This window comes from Brasilonema sennae CENA114 (assembly GCF_006968745.1).
In the GTDB taxonomy this organism is placed as follows: Bacteria; Cyanobacteriota; Cyanobacteriia; order Cyanobacteriales; family Nostocaceae; genus Brasilonema; species Brasilonema sennae.
On record NZ_CP030118.1, the window covers coordinates 7,666,168 to 7,683,989 of the forward strand.

Below are 17,822 nucleotides of genomic sequence, written 5' to 3' on the forward strand. Positions count from 1 at the left end.
GCTGTCTGCAATTAAAATAATTAAATCTCTTGTTTTGTCAAGTTTTCTGGGGATGATTTTTTGACAACCTCTCTAGCTTTACTTAAATTGTCTTGATAACCTTGTGGTTCACCTAGTAGTACAACAGAACACTGAATCTGCCGTACGATTTCAGTCGTCACATCACTGAGAGCAACTTCACCAATGTTGAGCCGGCGACGGCGCGATCGCAATACCACCAAATCACAGGATTTCGACGCCTTGAGAATAGCATTGACTAAATTATCAGACGCAAGAACTTTGATATTCGTATGGCTTTGGGGGAAGTATTTGGAAACCAGGAGATTCAATTGCGACTCCATCCAGGCAACGCGGGCGGGGGAAGTACGGCGAGCGCACACATGCAACAGCGTGACTTCTGCCTGATTCGCTTGTGCAAAAATCTCCACAAATCGCACAACTCGCACTGCTTCTTGGGTCAGATTTTCAATAGGTACCAAAATGCTGCGGATATTGCTCGGTGAATCTAGCAGGCGAGTAACAGCCACGGGACAGTGAGATGCCCAAAGCACACTATCAATTACATTACCAAACAGGCGGGCACGTATTCCAGTCGTACTACCCCAGCCCATGACAATCAAGTTAGCATCTTGCTCGCGGCTGGCATGGTTAATGCCATGAACTATTCCCTGGTCAATACGTACCAGTGGTTCCACTTCTACCCCAAATTCCCGACCAAGTTCTACTGCTTTAGACAGAAGAATCTTACTTTGCTGTATGTCGTTCTCCAACTCTGGTGAGTCCATGTGAATGTGAGCAGGTGTAACCGCTAGGGGGACGACTCTACCAGATTCCCGACGGATTAATAGTGCCGCCATTTCAATCAAATTTCTCTCTGTTTCCGGGTTGCGAACAGGTACAACCACTGTCAACGCTTGAGATGGGTCATTTTTCCAGACAAGTGTTGATTCAGAAGCTTCGGAAGTTGTATCCGTTGTAATTAACCCAGGAGCACTTCGGGCAGTAATAAGTGGTCCTAATGTAGCCGTCACCATCATCAGAACAATCACACCATTGAGTACACCTTCTGTTAATAAGCCTGCCCGATAACCCACCAAAGTTGCCGCTAGTGTAGCTGCTACTTGAGGCAGAGACAAGGACCACATCGTAATCATTTCTTGCCAGTTGTAGCGGTAAACAACTTTTGCCAGGAGTGCTGCTGCTCCCTTACTGCCAATTAAACCCACTAAAATTGCCAGAGTCAGCCATACAGAACTAATGCTTTTTATAAATCCCGGAATATCAATCAACAAGCCTAGGTCAACAAAGAAAATTGGGATGAACAGGACATTACCAACAAAGACTACCTTTTCTTTTACAGGTCCAGAACCGATAACCTCATTGACTGCTAACCCTGCCAGAAATGCCCCAACAATTTTTTCTACCCCAATCACTTCTGCTCCCAGCGCCGAGATAAAAACAACCATGAGGATAAATAAAAATTGGTTTCCTTGTTCGTCTCTGGTTCGTCGAAAAAACTCATGTCCCAACCACTTGAAGCCAAATAAGATAACAGCAGAGTAGATAACCAGCCCGAGCAGTAGCTTCATTAAGCTAAATGTAGAGAATGCTCCTTGATGGATAGCGACACACACCGCTAAGACCAGCAGTGAGCCGATATCTGTAAAGATGGTAGCGCCTATGGTAACAGTTACAGCTTCATTTTTGATGACTCCCAATCGACTGATAATTGGGTATGCCAGCAGAGTGTGGGAAGCAAACAAAGAGCCAATCAAAACGGAAGCATTCCAACCAAAACCAAACATCCGCCCCACAATTGTTCCTGTAATTAAGGGCACAAGGAAAGTAAAGGTACCAAAGCCAATGGAACGATGCTTGGTTTGCTCAAACTGTTCCATATCAATTTCCAGCCCAGCCACAAACATCAGGTACACCAGCCCAATGTCAGAAAGTAGCTTGAGGGTTTCCGACTCGGTATTGAGGAGATGCAATCCATGCGGTCCCAAAGCTACGCCTGCGATGAGTAAACCTATCAATCCTGGCAGCTTGAATCGTTCAAACAATAAAGGGACTATTAAGATAACCGTCAGCAGAATAGCGAAAGAAACAATTGGTTCTAGATGCATTAATAACTCCTCAAATGAGCTGCGGTTGATTGCTCAGTTAAGTAATTATTATCATCAAAGTTAAAAATTTTTATCTTCTGTCCTGGGACTGTATTAAAACGTTTACAAAAGTAGATATTTTCCTTGTTTCTCTGTAAAGTTTTAAGTATGAAAAGCATCGAAGTTACAAGAACTCACCTCCAAATGCGATCGCCCGATGAGCATAAGCCAGTAAAAATCGTAGGCGATCATCGCGCACAAGTTACTCAGGTTTTTGATTGTCCTGCATCCTTTTACCGTTACCTATATTGTGAAGTTGGACATGAGTATCATTGGGTGTATCGTCGCAATTGGACAGATGAGCAGATTCAAACACACCTGAGTCAACCAAGCATTTCATTGTGGGTGCTTTATTACACCGGAGCACCTAGCGGTTACTTTGAGTTAGAGCAATACGAAGATGGCTCAGTTGAAATTGCCTACTTTGGACTACTCAAGGAGTATACAGGACGTGGATTAGGTAAGTATCTGTTGACAATAGCAATTGAGCAGGCCTGGAAAAAGGCAACTCATCGCATTTGGGTACACACCTGCACGTTAGACCATCCAGCGGCACTTAGCAATTATCTTAAGCGGGGATTTAAACCCTTTGAGCAGGAAACTTATATCGAAACAATTTATACTTAAAAGAATATAAATGCATAACCAGAAAATAATTGCTCTCTTTAATTCTTCTTACTTGAGATAAAAATTAAAGACATGTTTTTCTGATTCATCTGCCACATTTCTATATTGTGAAGTTGATAGAGGAGGGAAAAAGTAGGATTGAAAACGATTTAAGCTTTCACAACTTTCTAAGGGAAAAGGTTTCTTTTCTGGAACGTCATCCCACCCTACAACAAGGACACCACCCTGACGTAAAGATTGGTAGCATCCCAAAAATGCATCTTCCACATCTTTCCTCTCATTCAATCCCCAGCCGAAAACACCATTACAAAGAATTAAATCTAAAGAGTTATCTTTAAAATAAAGATTTAAATCACTCATAGAGCCAGTAATATGCTTATTGGCACCATAAATCTTTTTCATTGGGTTAATATCAATTGTCCAGTATTCTTTTTTTTCAAACCATTTTTCGTAGTGCTTTGTATAAGAGCCACATCCGACAAATAAGACTTTAGCAAATTCCTTTTTATCAATAAAAAAAGGAATTATTGTTTGTTCAAGTATATAGCGATCATGATATTGAAGCGGCATTTCCCACCCCATCATTGTATAAGTAACTACTTTGAAACCTCTCAAAATCATTTTCGGGTTACTCACGTTACTTAATATATTCATATGTACTCTCCAAACTTCGTGATTCTTGTAATTTTTAACGACTACAGCGTTGCGGAAATAAAGCTCGCAGAAAACAAACCACAAGTTTTGTGGTATAAATCTTTGAATTTTAGACTTCTGCGCAGCCGTACTACAAATGTATTAAATAGGACGATCTTAAAGATGGTGTAAAAATCAAGTTAATATTGGGTTAATTAAAATAAATACTTTTGGGGAGGGAGTGAAGTGTTTCTTTCATTAGTGACGGGTTGCAATGGCTATTACCCAACAGCAAAATCCGTAAACTGTCGCATATGAGGCGTGTGGAAGCCCAAGACAATATCCTGCTTTGGCACACCCATCTCCACTAATTCAGCAGCAATGTCATCTTCTGTACCATTCCACTGAATCCAAATCTTGCCATCCTTGATATCCAAATGCATCACAGGTCCATAAATCCGCCGCCGATTGTGCCAACCTACATATATCAGCTGATAATGATCGTGCTTTGTGTCAAAAATTATCTGTGCTTCTACACCATCTTCACCAGAATCACGCTCTGCATATTTTCTGAGTAATTGCTGAATATACTCTTGGTATTTTTCTAGCTTTGCCATTGCACAACCTCCTCTTTTTCGTCATCGTAAACGAGTAAATTTACTTGACTACGTTGAATCACTGACTGAACAAATGGCTGTGTAAAAAAATCATTATAGGTAATTAAGGGTATTGCTAAATATAGAGTGTGCTTATAACCAAAATCCACTAAAGCGTAGCGGTAGTTGATATATTGTCCAATTGCTGTATGGAATTCTGCCATTGTAGAAGCAGCCAAAAAACTTTTGATTTCAACGGCAATTTTTTGTCCATCGCGGTCAGCTGCAATAATTTTCTCTGCGCCCAAGTCGATGTACAGTTTTGTTGTAGAACTGATACGAATACGTAGTGGATCATCTGTAATCAACCACCCATCTTTCTGAAGCGCTATTTTTACTGTATCGTGAAATCTATCCTTGGCTGACATATCTTGCCACTTGCAGGTTCTGTGGATATTTTAACAATGGTGTGTAGACTCATAGTAGCTTGTCTTCAGATATCGCACTTTACCCCAAAAAAACAAAAGCCCCCATGTTGTGGAGGCAATAAATGGACAGATATCTCTATCACAATTCACCCGTAGCCAGCATCTGAATAATACGAGGCGTTCCTGGATCGAAGCCGCCCAAATCCCAAGACAGGGGATCATTCGGATCTACCAAAGTAATCTGGTAAGGTGCAAGTGTGATGTACACTGCTTTGATATTGGGATTTACCTTGTTGCGGTACTCAGCCAATGCTTGACTTGGATGCTTGTCACCTGCCCACGATTCATTATCTGTCCAAAAGCAGATGACATCTGCCTTATACTTTTTCCTAATCATCCATTCGTAAGCAACAGATGCATCTGTTCCACCAAAGTTTTTGTCACTCGCTTTGTCCACCGCTGAACGAAAAGTATCTTTGGCGGTGATACCCAAGCCGTAAAATTGACTAGAAAAACCACGAATCATATAGCTTTTCTCTGCTTTTGCTGTGACTAGTGCCATTGTTGCGGCGACTTCACAACAAGTTAGTCCCATATCCGCAATTGGAAAACCCATAGAACCAGACACGTCAACAGCGTGCATGAACACTTTGCCTGTGGGTTGCACGACATCAAAAGATAGTTCCACTGCTTTTTCTAAAATGTCCACAATTTTGTGAACTGGGTTCCAAGTCTTTTTGCTGCGTCCCAATTTCCCACCAGACTCATATGTTTTGAGTGCTTTTAAAACATCAATTGGATGAATGCGACCTTTACGTAAATGTTCTTTGTTGTTGAGAACCGCTTCAACTCGCTGCAAGTTGACAGATTCATCAGATGTTAAAACTCCTATTTCAGTGAGTGAACCTAAGTTACGCAACAATGCACCAATTGGCATTTCGTTAAACAGCAACTGCCAAGCAGATTTATCCATCTTGCCCACGGGTGCAGCCATTTCATGGGTTAGGTGTCCTTGGACAATAGCTTCGTGAGTCTGATCTGGATTGCGCTTGAGCCACTCATACCACCAAATCTGTGCTAACGCCCCAGATGGGATTTCTGTTGGCAAAACTTCCCATCCTTTGACTACCCACTCAAATAGTTGTTGATGGTCTTGTGTAGGTGGTTTGACATGGAACAGCCGCAAAGCATCTCGGTTGGAGAAGTCATAACGTTGCTGGTACTTCAGCAACTGGTAAGCCAAACCCTTAACATCTTCCCGTAAGAACCAATTTTTTCCAGCTTCGCGTACAACCTTACCAAATCCCCGCAAAGACTTAGTGTAGTTCAGCCATTCATAAAAATGACTCCCCGTGCGGACAACTTGCGGGAAGATTTCACCAAATGCTTTTTTGGCTTCTGGCGACTCACCCATCGACAGTAAAACCAGCGCAAGAATAGGCGCACTGTTGTTAATGGCGCGTCCATCGCTGGCATAAAGAATTTCTTGTGCGACTCGCCCAGGATCTTCGGCGATCGCCTGTCTTATCACCTCAACAAAATCTTCTGTCAATTCATTTTTGCCCGCATAATAAGTGCTTTCTGCCGTGCCAATCAGCAAACAACGCTGCAGCATATTCCAAAGACCTGCATCGAACATCCAACCACCAGAACGTCCTTGGATCATCTGGGCTTCTTGTCCAGGAATAGGCTGAGTCTGCGGTGTTCCTGTCTTTTTTTGAGTAAAGAATTTGTAATTCACGGCTTTCTCTCCCAGCCAATGCATGCAAAAATGGAAGGTGGCGGGGCAGGACTTGAACCTGCGACCTCCCGTTCCTCAAACGATAACCCTCATTCTTCGTCCTTTTCAGGCAAGAGTTGAATAAGGATATTGGCGCTCTACCAACTGAGCTACCCGCCACAAGTAAAATTCAAAATTCAAAATTCAAAATTCAAAGTTCAAAGTTCAAAGTATGCCCTGCGGGCACACTACGCGTATCTCCTGCCCAGACGCTGCGCGTTCGCTCTTAGCGTGCGCTTTGCGCATACAAAGTTCAAAATAAGAAGAAACGTTTTTAATTTTTTGTAACGCATTCTCCAGGGCTGAAAATTGAATTTTTTCAAAGCATGTGCTTGTCCTTTGAATGTAGTATATGTAATATACTATGTCAAGGGCTGGGGTAAAAAATTTTCTCATAACTTTTATCTCTCCACACATCAAACAAAGCGCTTGGCGAGGAGGACTTTATAGCTCAATACGCTTGGGTTAAGGATTCATCCTCCCTAGCCCACGCCAGTCGCTACAACGGAGGGAACTGAGCAAACTTTTTAACGGGCGTTGGGGGATCTTAATAAAACTAAACACCATTAACTAAACCGTATTGCTTTATAGCTTCTATTCGGTTTTGCCGAAATCTTTTTTGGCAAACTGACGAATAACACAAATAATGTTCCCAATTTTTGCCAAGATATATTATTATTTCCACACACAGTCACTTGGCAGTTATCGGCATGAGTGAAAAAACTATAGAAAGTGACGGCAAGGGTTTTCTAGTTCTACTTTTGCCCATCTCGTTTTTAATTATTTTCGTAGTTGCTACTTGGCGAATTTGGCTGGCACTAATCCTACTTGTGTTGGCTTTTAATGTCTGGCAACTTTACACATGGCAAAAGTGGTGCCAGAAGGTAAATCCGATTTTCCATCAACTGATTCGGGAAAACCAAGGCAAGATTACGCCAATGGATTTGGCAATCAAGGGCAATTTTCCTGGGGAAAGAGCAAAACGCTACCTAGATACGAAAGCATCGGAATTTGCTGCTAGCACGGTTAACTCCGAAGATGGAAGCAAAGTCTATCAATTTATCACCGCGAGTACTCTAGGCAGCATACTTGACAGTAGCGAACCACCCAAACAACTTGAAAGTCAACCAGTTGTTACCCAGCAAGCGCTACCGTTTCTAGTACCACCAACGCCCCAGCCAGTTTTACAAGAACTAGAAACCGAACCACTACCTCAACCAATCCAAGAGGAAGCAAAAAAACCGCTGGAAAAACAATTGATGTTTGGTTCTTTGATTCAATCTGAACTTGCCAAGCGTCTCAATGTTTATTCCAGCACAGTTTATAAGCGGCGGGACGATCCCGATTTTCCAGAGTGGAGTCGCACCAAGGATCCAGATGGAGTTGCTTGGAAATACTCCCGAAAAACGAAAGAGTTTTTCCCGGCTGACGAAGGCAAAAGTTAAAAAAGTTATTCTGTTACCAGTTACCAGTTACCAGTTATTCACTGTACTAGTACAAGGACTCGTGACGTCAGTCGTCAGAAGTCAGGAGAAAAAATACATACATAAACTAGGTTTTACCCTGTTTATAACTGTCTGGTTATTTCTGTCGCGCTGTACTAGTAACTATTCACTGATAGAAGAAACTTCTTTTTACTTTTCCATTTTTCCTTGTAAACCGACAGCTTCGCAGATGCTATTCAATCCGCTTTGTTCTAGCTTATATAGCAACCCTTGGAGAACGTGGCGTATCATGGCTGGTCCTTCGTAAATCCAGCCTGTGTAAACCTGAATAAGGCAAGCACCAGCTGTGATTTTCTCCCAAGCATCTTCTGGAGTAAATATACCGCCAACACCAATAATCGGTAATTGACCTGCTGTTTGCTGCCAAATAAAACGAATAACTTCGGTGGAACGTTCTTTTACTGGAGCACCGCTGATACCACCAGCTTCTTCTTGAGGTGATTTGCCAGTTTGGTCAATCACCTTTGTTTTTAGTCCATCCCTACGGATAGTGGTGTTGGTGGCAATAATTCCAGCTAATTGATAGGTTTTTGCTAAGGAAATAATATCGGCGATCGCCTCCCATTCCAAATCCGGAGCTATCTTGACAAAAATCGGCTTATATGCATTATTTTCATGTTGTAAAGCATCCAAGATAGAACTAAGCATCGGGGCATCTTGGAGCGATCGCAACCCCGGCGTATTGGGTGAAGAGACATTGACGACAAAATAGTCTCCAAAATTCTTCAGTAAGCGAAAACTATCGAGATAATCCTTCGCGGCTTCTTCTAGAGGAGTTATCTTAGATTTTCCCAGATTAATACCTATAGGTACAGATAGATTTAACTCTTGCTTACGTTGTGCTAACCGCGCCAGCATTGCTGCAGCACCTTGATTGTTAAAGCCCATACGGTTGAGGGCGGCTTTGTCTAAGGGTAAGCGAAACAAGCGAGGACGGGGATTTCCTGGCTGTGCATGAAAAGTCACAGTTCCCACTTCTGCAAAGCCAAAACCAAGTTTTGACCATATAGGAACTGCAACGCCATCCTTATCAAATCCAGCTGCTAAACCTAAAGGGTTAGGAAAGTGCAGCCCAAAGAGATTTTGTTCTAGGCGTGCATCTGACAAACAAAACGACTGTACCAGACGTTGGTTGATCCAACTCGCAGGTGCTTGGTGGTCAGTTTTTCCCAACCAGCTTAAACTGCGAATCGTTGAGGAGTGCATCCACTCTGGATCTGCTTTGAGCAGAGTGAACAAGAGGGGACGAAGTGCATTTTTATAAATATCCACAATCCAAAATTTAAATCGCTGCGTCTGGGTACTGTTGTTAGCGTCTCATATAGTAGCAATTTACGTTGAGTGATCATCAGGAGTGGAAAAAGCTCTTCACTCTTGCGACAGTCCTTGATTTCTCTCTGAAGATGCATGACAATCAATACCCGACAATAAGTCACAAAATTTACTATTGTGTTGTACGAAAGTAGCTATAATTAATTTCCAAATCTCAGAAATCTAGCTCTAAGCTGCTGATTAATAATATGGGACGTGCTCGTTCTAAATCTGACTTGCCCACAAAAATTTGTCCGGTATGTCAGCGCCCTTTTACTTGGCGCAAAAAATGGGCAGATTGCTGGGATGACGTAAAATATTGCTCCGAACGTTGCCGTCGTCACCGTTCTCAAGCTACAAATGAAGCAAATCAATGACCGTAAAGGTACGGGTAAATAAACAAACAGATGGAGATCAAGGTACAACCTAAGTTAATTATTCATGGAGGCGCTGGTACTTCTCTAAAGGCAAAAGGAGGAATTGAGGCGGTACGCCGTTCTCTCTACCAAATTATAGAGGAAGTCTATTCTCTTCTAGAGTCGGGAGCATCTGCAAATGAGGCTGTTGTGCGCGGTTGTCAAATGTTGGAAGACGACCCCCGTTTTAATGCTGGTACAGGTTCTGTGCTGCAATCGGATGGTCAAATCCGCATGAGTGCTTCTTTGATGGATGGAACATCCCAAAGCTTTAGTGGGGTGATTAATGTCTCGCGAGTCAAAAATCCTATTGACTTGGCGATCGCTTTACAAACCTCTCCTGACCGCGTACTCTCAGATTACGGTGCAGCAGAACTGGCGAGGGAGTTGCAAATACCCAGCTACAATGGCTTAACCGAGTTACGCTTGCAAGAGTGGATACGGGAGCGTCAGGACAATTTTCAAAGAACGATGGCTGGGGTCGTAGCAGACGCAGAACTGGTGGAAGCCAGCAATGCCCGACGCGGTACGATTGGCGTTGTTGCATTAGATACTCAAGGAAAGATATCTGTAGGTACTTCTACTGGTGGTAAGGGATTTGAGCGAATTGGACGCGTGAGCGATTCTGCAATGCCAGCAGGGAATTATGCGACAAAATATGCAGCAGTTAGTTGTACTGGTATTGGGGAAGACATAATGGATGAGTGTTTAGCAGCACGAGTAGTGGTACGTGTCACTGATGGTCTGTCCCTCAAAGAAGCAATGCAGCGCTCATTTGCAGAAGCACAAGAACACAAAAGAAATTTTGGAGCGATCGCCCTAGATGCTAATGGGGCGATCGCTTGGGGTAAAACTAGCGATGCTCTCCTTGCGGCTTACCACAACGGAGAGAAAATCGGCGATACCTTAGAACTACCCGTTGGGACAGAAGTTGGCTGTATATTCAGTTCTGACGGCTAAGTGACAAGTTTTGAGTATTTTCACTCAGGACTCTTAAGAGGCTCTGTACTCTTGTTGCGCCACCCTGGTTTGACAACTTGACGGGCACGAGCAATTACCAAAGAATCATCAGGGACATCTTCTGTAACAGTGGAACCAGCAGCTATGTAGACGTCATTTCCTAGCGTCACAGGAGCAACTAAAACGCTGTTGGCACCAGTTTTGGTGCGATCGCCTATATTGGTAGGATGTTTTTTCACACCGTCATAATTGGCGGTAATTGTTCCTGCGCCAATATTGACCTTGGTACCGGCGGTGGTGTCACCCAAATACGACAAGTGGGCAACGTTAGTGCGATCGCCCAACTTGGTATTTTTCAATTCCACGAAATTTCCTACCCGACAACCAGCGCCCACTTGTACTTGACCACGAAAATGGGTATACGGTCCTACACAGGTTTTTGTTTGTATAATACTATTTATCACCACTGAATACAGCACCGTGACATTTTCGCCTATCTGGCTATTTTCAATTAAGCTTCCGGGTCCAATGCGACTTCCTGTCTGAATAACTGTATAACCTCGCAGATGAGTTTGGGGTTCGATAATCACATCTGGCTCTATTTCTACGGTGTCGTCAATTGTAATACTGGCAGGGTCAATAAGGGTAACACCTGCGCTCATCCATTTTTCCTTGACTCGCTTTTGCAAAATCTCGTATGCTGTTGCCAGTTGTAAGCGGTCGTTAATGCCCAGAATTTCCTGCTCATCTTCCAAATCTACTGCCATAACTGGTTTGAGCAAGCTGACAGCATCCGTCAGATAGTATTCTTTTTGAGAATTGTTCGTTTGTAAATGAGGCAGAACTTTTGCTAAATCCTGCCAACGGAAGCAGTAAATACCAGCATTAATACGGTTATTTTGTTTTTGATTCGGTGTGCAATCTCGGTCTTCAACGATTTGTTGGACAATATTTTCACCATTACAAAAAACGCGTCCGTAGCCTTTGGGATTATCCAAGTATGCTGTGAGGATGGTGGCAGCGTTTTGGTTTTCTTGGTGAGTTTGCAACAGATTTTTGAGAGTTTCTGTGCGAAGCAAAGGGACATCACCAGACAACACGAGCAAATCGCCTCTGTAGCCTTCCAGATGGGGAAGTAATTGCTGGATGGCATGACCTGTTCCCAGTTGCACACTCTGTTCAACAAACTCCAGATCTGGTGTTGACTGGATAGCTGCTTTGACTTCAGCCGCTTGATACCCAACAATCACCATCTGCTGACTGGGCGAAAGCGGTTTGACACTGTCGATAACTCGTTCGATGAGCGATCGCCCACCCAAAGAATGTAAAACTTTGGGCAGGTTTGATTTCATGCGTGTTCCACGTCCCGCCGCCAGAATTGCTACAACTACCATAATTTAGCTATCAGTGAATTGCTTTGAATGCGTGTGTTAATTTGAGTTTAGGCTCAATTTACAAGAAAACCGCAAGGTCGTCTAAGTTAACTAGACTCCTACTAGAGCCAAGAATATCTTGACTAGAAGTCAAGATAGTGTCAAACTAACCAATCATTCCACTGATGTACTGTAATAGTTTAAAACCTAGCTAGCACATAACTGCCAATCTTTGAAAGAACAAATAAACTCTGTAAACTGCTGTATGAGTTTTGGATTACGCCATCCCTTTGCTGTTTCCTCCGCCATAATAGCAAGGGCTTCTTCTAATGTGAAAGCTTTTTTATATGGTCTTTCACTAGTCAGAGCATCAAAAATATCTATTACCTGAAATACTTGGGCGAGATTTGGAATGTCATCTGCTACAAGTCCATCAGGATAGCCTGAGCCATCCCAACGTTCGTGGTGACTGCGGATAATGGGAATTACACCCCCCATACTGCGTAATGGCTGGCAAATTTTTTCCCCAATTAAAACGTGTTGCTTCATAATATCCCACTCTTCGGCAGTCAATTTGCCTTTTTTGAGCAGCACTGCGTCGGGAATGCCCACTTTACCGATGTCATGAAGATATCCTCCCCACATTAAATCCCGAATTTGGTTGCGTGTGAGATTGAGATGTTCTCCAAAATTTTTTCCCATATGCGTCAGACGTTCGCAGTGATCACCAGTATTAGGATCACGACTTTCAACTGCCCTTGCAATGGAAAACAGCACCTGTTCGGCGTGTTCTAAGTCTTCATTCAAACGCTTTTGTCTGATCAGCGATTTTACTCGCGCCACTAACTCTACATGATCAAAGGGTTTGGTGATGAAATCATCTCCCCCAGTTTCAATTCCTCGAATGCGCGCTCGCCTGTCATTCAAAGCAGTAATGAAAATGATTGGAATGAGTCTGGTATGTTCATTTTGCTTAAGCAACTCGCACACCTGAAATCCATCCATTTCTGGCATCATCACATCCAACAGAATCAAGTCTGGTTGTTTCTGCATTACCAGTTTGAGCGCCGTAAAACCACTGTCTGCTTCTATAACTTCATAACCTTCTATTCCCAATAGGGCAGCAGCAGTCATCCGATTCATAGGATGATCATCTACTACTAAAATTCTCGGCGCATCTGAATCAAAGGTATTCACTGTTGATTTTTGAGTTTGTATCGTCTGGGAGACGAATAAATCATGAGTATCAGTAACAATAATGTTCATTAATCAAGGCTTTTTTTATTTTTTTACATCATTTACCTTGACTCAAGCAAAGCTTTTTTTCTGCTTTCTTGCATCCAAAGGTATTTTATAATCATTTTTTTTATTATCCTGTCTTTTCTAGTTTTTTTTTCAACTATAAGGTAACTCCAGCTTATAAAAAATTAACACTCATTTTTATAGATTTTTTGGTGTTTTATTTTGCAAAAAAACTTAATATAAGAAGCTTTCAGCAAATATAAACTTTGATTTTTTATTCGACAGTAGAAGATTATTATCTACTTGTATAATTGAGATTTTGACTTGATTCTTTTTATTTCTATTTTTTCAGTATAAGCAATTTAGAAAAATATATAAATTCGGGTTTTCACTGATTTTTCTTCATCTAATCTTCAAATAAGATGATTAACGGATGCAACCTCTATCAAAACAAGGTCTATTGGGTTTAAAGTTGTGGTTTTAAGATACTGGCTTGCGTATTATTGCTGTTTTTTCAATGTCAATTATATAATTATAATTACATCTGCGTGTCAGTGATGCCTTACTTTTTACATTGGTGATTTTGATCACAAAAATGCCTGTATAAGATTGTCAGAGCAGTAAAGCTATAAATATTACATATCATTAAGTAGATTTTTTGAGAACCATCTTTTACGCCAACCAGAGGTAGACTCTAGAGAGGAAGTTTGTTGTTCTTGTTGCCGTCGTCTCAAAATCACATCAGCAGCATCGCACAGCTGTGGATCGCGATAAGGAATAGCAGCACGAGTGAGTAAATGTTCTTGTTCTGCTAGAGAAAGTGGGAGAAAGAAGGATGAGGACGATAGAACGGTGGTGGTTTGTAGTTCATGATGGCTAGTTACTTGTTGATGTCCGGCTACTGTACCAGGTGTCTTTCTTCCGACTGGTGAGGTAGAACTTATTTGTAGTCCAGCTGCCAAAAGTGCCGTTCGTACAGCAGCCGCGCAGGAATAAGTCGCGAGTAAGCCATCTATGTCTAAACAAACAGATAGTTGTTTGATAAATTCAACAGTCCATAACTGAGGACAATGAGGTGGTGAAAACGGATCGAGAAAAATTGCATCAGCTTGAAAACCCGACTGGTTGACAAGTTTGATTGAATTTCTGGCATCACCAATGAGTAAAGTCGCTTTGAGACGATTTTGCAGTACTTGATGCTCAAAGGCTAACTGAGTCAAAATTTGGGTATATTTATATTCCCAGTTATCGAATAAGTGATGGGCGATCGCAGCTTGTGGTACAGCGCTATTGAGTTCTAAAGCAATGACTTCTATATAACAGTTGGGATTGACTGCCCAAATCGTTTCTATAGCAGCTGCACTGTTGTATCCTAGACCATAACAAACATCAAGCAACCGCACTGTTGGTTTGTGTGCTTTCAGTGATAGTTGAGTTGGGGCGACAAACTTAAAAAAACTCTCCTGACGCGCTCCGTAATGGCTGTGAAACGACTCGCTAAACTCATCAGAAAAAAAAGTGAACGAGCCATCTGCTGTGAGTTTGGGTGTAAAATTGTCTGAGTCTGACATAGTCATAAGTAGTGGTTAGTTGTTAGTAATCAGTGGTTCGTAAAGAACAGCACAACTAACAATTAATAATAAACAATTGACCGACAAACCTGAATTTATGATCGATAACCCTTGCGTTGTTTCTTGTGAATGGCTACTTCAACATCTTGATGATTCCCAAGTTGTTATCGTGGATTGTCGCTTTTCTCTGGCCCAGCCACAACTGGGAAGACAGCAATACCAAGAAAGTCACATCCCTGGAGCATATTACCTCGACTTGAATCAGGATCTTTCCAGTCCAGTGGGAGAACACGGAGGAAGACATCCTTTACCTAACTCTATTGAATTAGCTCAAAAATTATCAGCTATAGGAATCAATTCTCAAAAAACTTTTGTAGTCGCGTATGATGACTCTCGCCTTGCCTTTGCATCTCGTTTGTGGTGGCTGTTGCGCTATTTTGGACATGAGCGAGTGGCAGTACTGAATGGAGGGTTTTCTGCTTGGGAAAAAGCTGGATATCCTGTTACAGATGTGATTCCTGAACCTCGAATAGCGACTTTTGTCCCTAATCTACAGCCACAGATGGTTGTGGATTTTTTGGGAGTGAAAAACCGCAAAGATTCACAAGAGGTGGTGTTAGTTGATTCACGAGAACAAGATCGTTTTCTCGGTATTAGAGAACCAACTGATAAAATTGCGGGTCATATTTCTGGTGCGGTTAACTATTTTTGGCAGGAAGTAACTGACTCTGCAGGTTTTTTACTTCCGCAACAAGAGCAACGTCAACGCTGGTTAGAATTGGAAGATGCAAAGGACATTTTTGTCTATTGCGGTTCTGGCGTTACTGCTTGTGTGAATTTACTCTCCCTGGAACTGGCTGGAATTCCTACAGCTAAACTTTATCCCGGCAGCTGGAGTGATTGGATTAGTTATTAGGAATCAGGTTTGATTTATGAATTTACTCGTGAAGACTCTTAACAAGGAACACTTAATATCAAATGTATCTAGCTGAGCAAAAATCGAAAATGAGTCCTACAGATATTTCTCACTTATGACAAGTCAAGATAAAAGACAACACTCAAAAACGACCTAATTCCAGATTGTAATTAATACTGAAAAACCAGCCATCAACATTTATATATCTATCAGTTGAACCACCTAGGGTCAAACCTCCTTGTAAACTTAGATTTGTGTAGTTGGATATTCCGTAAGTTAAATGACCGTATAACCGATGGTATACGTCCTCTCTATCGCGTTGGGTAAAATCTGACAAACCAAATTGGTAATCAAGACCAATTTGGAGAGATCGTTCTAAGTAGTAGTTCAAAGAAACCCACACGGTATGAATGATTCGATCGCGGTTGTCTTGTTTACTGGGAGGATCAGTCAAGCTGAAACGCAATTCGTAAAAGCTATCTAACATCAATTTAGATGTGAGGGAGTCTCGCCGTCCTAAAGACAGGTGGAAAGAATCTTCATTCAAAAAGAGATCGCCAGCCGCAAAATTAGTACCATTTCTTGCATAAAACAACTTTTGATTGTTCCACCCAATTTCCCCATACATTTGGGGCGATAACTGCTGGAAAATACTAACGTTGAATCTCACCTGGTTGTAATTGTATTTTGATTGATCAATGTAACGCATTAAACTGCCATCAATTGATCCATTCAAAAAGGTTTTGTTTCCTAAGGGTATAGGCATAGAAGCTAGTGTTAATCCAGAGTAAATCAAGCCATCTTCTATGGGATTTACTTTTGAGGAAAAAATGTTATCTGTTTGGAAATAGCCAACGTGAGCCTGTAAATAGCCTATAGATCTCGGCTGAGCCTGAGGACGCTTTGGGGGTTGTTGCGGTTGTGATGGTTTTATTATTGGTTGTACCTTTAATATTCCTAGTTCAGGATCGCGAACTTGGGTAGACGCTTGCTTTTTCTCCTGTAACAATTGCCTTAGCTTCTGCAATCTTTGTGCGTAATCAATTTCAGGTGATTGCAACCGTTGTTCTATAGCTGGTGAGGAAGGTTGAGGAAGATCAGCGGGTTGACTTTCTAGCTGTGGAGGCTTCTCCGGTGTAGAGGATGCAGGACGTGGTGGTGGAGTGGGTGCTGGAGTGGGTGCTGCTGGTGGTGCTGGAGTGGGTGCTGGAGTGGGTGCTGGAGTGGGTGCTGCTGGTGGTGCTGCTGGTGGTGCTGCTGGTGGTGGTGTTTGATTTCCTTGAGATGCTGGTGGGGGTGGGGGTGTCTGATCTGGTGGTGTCTGGGAATAGAAATTTGAGACTCCATCATAAGTATTTGCTGTAGGTTGGCTTGTAAAGTCAAAAGAATTGAAAGACATGCCAACTTTATCCTGACATCCCGTTTCATCTGAACCCGACAAGAGTGGACAACCCTTTTGGTTAGTCGTGTTCGCGTCACGATTATTCGTGAAGTGGCAAAAACGAACGGGGTTTATTCTCAATAATTCGTTGTCAGTCTCAGTGATCCCGCTCGTTTTTGCACGGGTTGTCCACTTTTGTTCACGTTTTAACCCACACCCAACTTTTTTACCAAAATTTATTTTTTTTACTTCTTTACAAGATATTTGCCTACACTCTTGGCTCAATTGAGCGGGTATCCATGCGACCCCTAAAGATGTTATTCTTTGTATTAGATCATCTTCAGTCATTGATAGGTCTATATTGGCAGCGTGCGCCGCATCTACCTTCTTGATGTAAAACAAGATTGCACTACTATAAGCTAATACAATCCAAAAGAACAAATTTATCCAGCCCTTGGGTTGCATATTTAATTTTTCATTTTGGCAACAGTAGACTTACTCACTGTGCTAAAGGTTCCATGAGAAAAAATTACTATTTCAAGGGACTTTAGCGACAGTATTTGGTAAATGTACCCATTTTTATATCAAAAACGCAAATAAACTGTTACTGACTCCGCCTTGAAGGGTCGGGACTTGAAAACAGAGGTAATGTCTACTTCTTAATTCAAGTTAAACCAGTGTTTAGCTGTTTAAATGGTTACGAGGTCTGTATGAAGCTTACACCATAGTTTTTCAAAAAAAGAAACTCCAATAACCAGTTAACAGTATAATCCTGCATTAAATAAAATAAAATCATCAATAAAAAACAAGCAATTTTACGTAAGTAATGCCAGAACAAATAAGTAGGCTTAAACTGTGAACATCAGAACCTGTCTTCAACTGATTTGGTATCAATAAAATTATTTGAGGCTCCAAACT

The 17,822-nt window shown here is 41.9% G+C and carries 15 protein-coding genes and 1 tRNA gene; 5 read left to right on the forward strand and 11 right to left on the reverse strand.

What is annotated here, in order from left to right; all coding sequences use genetic code 11:
• Positions 1-20: 20 nt before the first annotated feature.
• A complete protein-coding gene (locus DP114_RS31910) occupies positions 21-2,126 on the reverse strand; it encodes a cation:proton antiporter domain-containing protein (RefSeq protein WP_171978031.1) in 2,106 nt (701 codons plus the stop codon).
• A 147-nt stretch (positions 2,127-2,273) separates the two neighbouring features.
• Here DP114_RS31910 and DP114_RS31915 point away from each other — a divergent pair, with 147 nt between their 5' ends.
• The gene (locus DP114_RS31915; RefSeq protein WP_171978032.1) at positions 2,274-2,792 is read left to right on the forward strand and encodes a GNAT family N-acetyltransferase; all 519 of its coding nucleotides are present in this window, start codon (positions 2,274-2,276) and stop codon (positions 2,790-2,792) included.
• 48 nt (positions 2,793-2,840) lie between these two features.
• Here DP114_RS31915 and DP114_RS31920 read toward each other — a convergent pair whose 3' ends face one another.
• From DP114_RS31920 to DP114_RS31940, 5 genes are all read right to left on the reverse strand, one after another.
• Complete coding sequence (locus DP114_RS31920; protein ID WP_171978033.1) at positions 2,841-3,446, reverse strand: methyltransferase domain-containing protein; 606 nt, start codon at positions 3,444-3,446, stop codon at positions 2,841-2,843.
• A gap of 260 nt (positions 3,447-3,706) precedes the next feature.
• Complete coding sequence (locus tag DP114_RS31925; RefSeq protein WP_169264068.1) at positions 3,707-4,042, reverse strand: XisI protein; 336 nt, start codon at positions 4,040-4,042, stop codon at positions 3,707-3,709.
• Entirely contained in the window at positions 4,030-4,449 is a 420-nt protein-coding gene (locus DP114_RS31930; RefSeq protein WP_169264067.1) for a XisH family protein, read from the reverse strand. The genes DP114_RS31925 and DP114_RS31930 overlap by 13 nt, the downstream gene beginning before the upstream one ends.
• 139 nt (positions 4,450-4,588) lie before the next feature.
• Complete coding sequence (locus DP114_RS31935; protein WP_171978034.1) at positions 4,589-6,190, reverse strand: TROVE domain-containing protein; 1,602 nt, start codon at positions 6,188-6,190, stop codon at positions 4,589-4,591.
• A 37-nt stretch (positions 6,191-6,227) separates the two neighbouring features.
• A tRNA-OTHER gene (locus DP114_RS31940) sits at positions 6,228-6,349 on the reverse strand.
• A gap of 590 nt (positions 6,350-6,939) precedes the next feature.
• On the opposite strand from DP114_RS31940, the gene DP114_RS31945 reads away from it, so the two are divergent.
• Complete coding sequence (locus DP114_RS31945; protein WP_169264065.1) at positions 6,940-7,674, forward strand: hypothetical protein; 735 nt, start codon at positions 6,940-6,942, stop codon at positions 7,672-7,674.
• A gap of 189 nt (positions 7,675-7,863) precedes the next feature.
• On the opposite strand, the gene DP114_RS31950 is transcribed toward DP114_RS31945, so the two are convergent.
• Positions 7,864-9,006, reverse strand: coding sequence for a quinone-dependent dihydroorotate dehydrogenase (locus DP114_RS31950; protein WP_169264064.1), 1,143 nt, complete (start codon positions 9,004-9,006; stop codon positions 7,864-7,866).
• Positions 9,007-9,254: 248 nt separating this feature from the next.
• Here DP114_RS31950 and DP114_RS31955 point away from each other — a divergent pair, with 248 nt between their 5' ends.
• On the forward strand, positions 9,255-9,422 hold the full coding sequence (locus DP114_RS31955) for a DUF2256 domain-containing protein (RefSeq protein ID WP_169264063.1): 168 nt from the start codon (positions 9,255-9,257) through the stop codon (positions 9,420-9,422).
• A gap of 30 nt (positions 9,423-9,452) precedes the next feature.
• Entirely contained in the window at positions 9,453-10,421 is a 969-nt protein-coding gene (locus DP114_RS31960) for an isoaspartyl peptidase/L-asparaginase (RefSeq protein ID WP_169264062.1), read from the forward strand.
• A 20-nt stretch (positions 10,422-10,441) separates the two neighbouring features.
• Here DP114_RS31960 and glmU read toward each other — a convergent pair whose 3' ends face one another.
• From glmU to DP114_RS31975, 3 genes are all read right to left on the reverse strand, one after another.
• On the reverse strand, positions 10,442-11,815 hold the full coding sequence (gene glmU / locus DP114_RS31965) for a bifunctional UDP-N-acetylglucosamine diphosphorylase/glucosamine-1-phosphate N-acetyltransferase GlmU (protein WP_169264061.1): 1,374 nt from the start codon (positions 11,813-11,815) through the stop codon (positions 10,442-10,444).
• Between the two features lie 186 nt (positions 11,816-12,001).
• A complete protein-coding gene (locus DP114_RS31970; protein WP_246162930.1) occupies positions 12,002-13,060 on the reverse strand; it encodes a response regulator in 1,059 nt (352 codons plus the stop codon).
• A gap of 611 nt (positions 13,061-13,671) precedes the next feature.
• Positions 13,672-14,607 (reverse strand): tRNA (5-methylaminomethyl-2-thiouridine)(34)-methyltransferase MnmD, encoded by a 936-nt coding sequence (locus tag DP114_RS31975; RefSeq protein WP_169264090.1) that lies wholly within the window; start codon positions 14,605-14,607, stop codon positions 13,672-13,674.
• A 97-nt stretch (positions 14,608-14,704) separates the two neighbouring features.
• Here DP114_RS31975 and DP114_RS31980 point away from each other — a divergent pair, with 97 nt between their 5' ends.
• Entirely contained in the window at positions 14,705-15,523 is an 819-nt protein-coding gene (locus DP114_RS31980; protein WP_171978366.1) for a sulfurtransferase, read from the forward strand.
• A 142-nt stretch (positions 15,524-15,665) separates the two neighbouring features.
• Here the strand turns inward: DP114_RS31980 and DP114_RS34570 are convergent, their stop codons facing one another.
• A complete protein-coding gene (locus DP114_RS34570) occupies positions 15,666-16,922 on the reverse strand; it encodes a hypothetical protein (RefSeq protein WP_211178343.1) in 1,257 nt (418 codons plus the stop codon).
• Between the last annotated feature and the right edge of the window lie 900 nt (positions 16,923-17,822).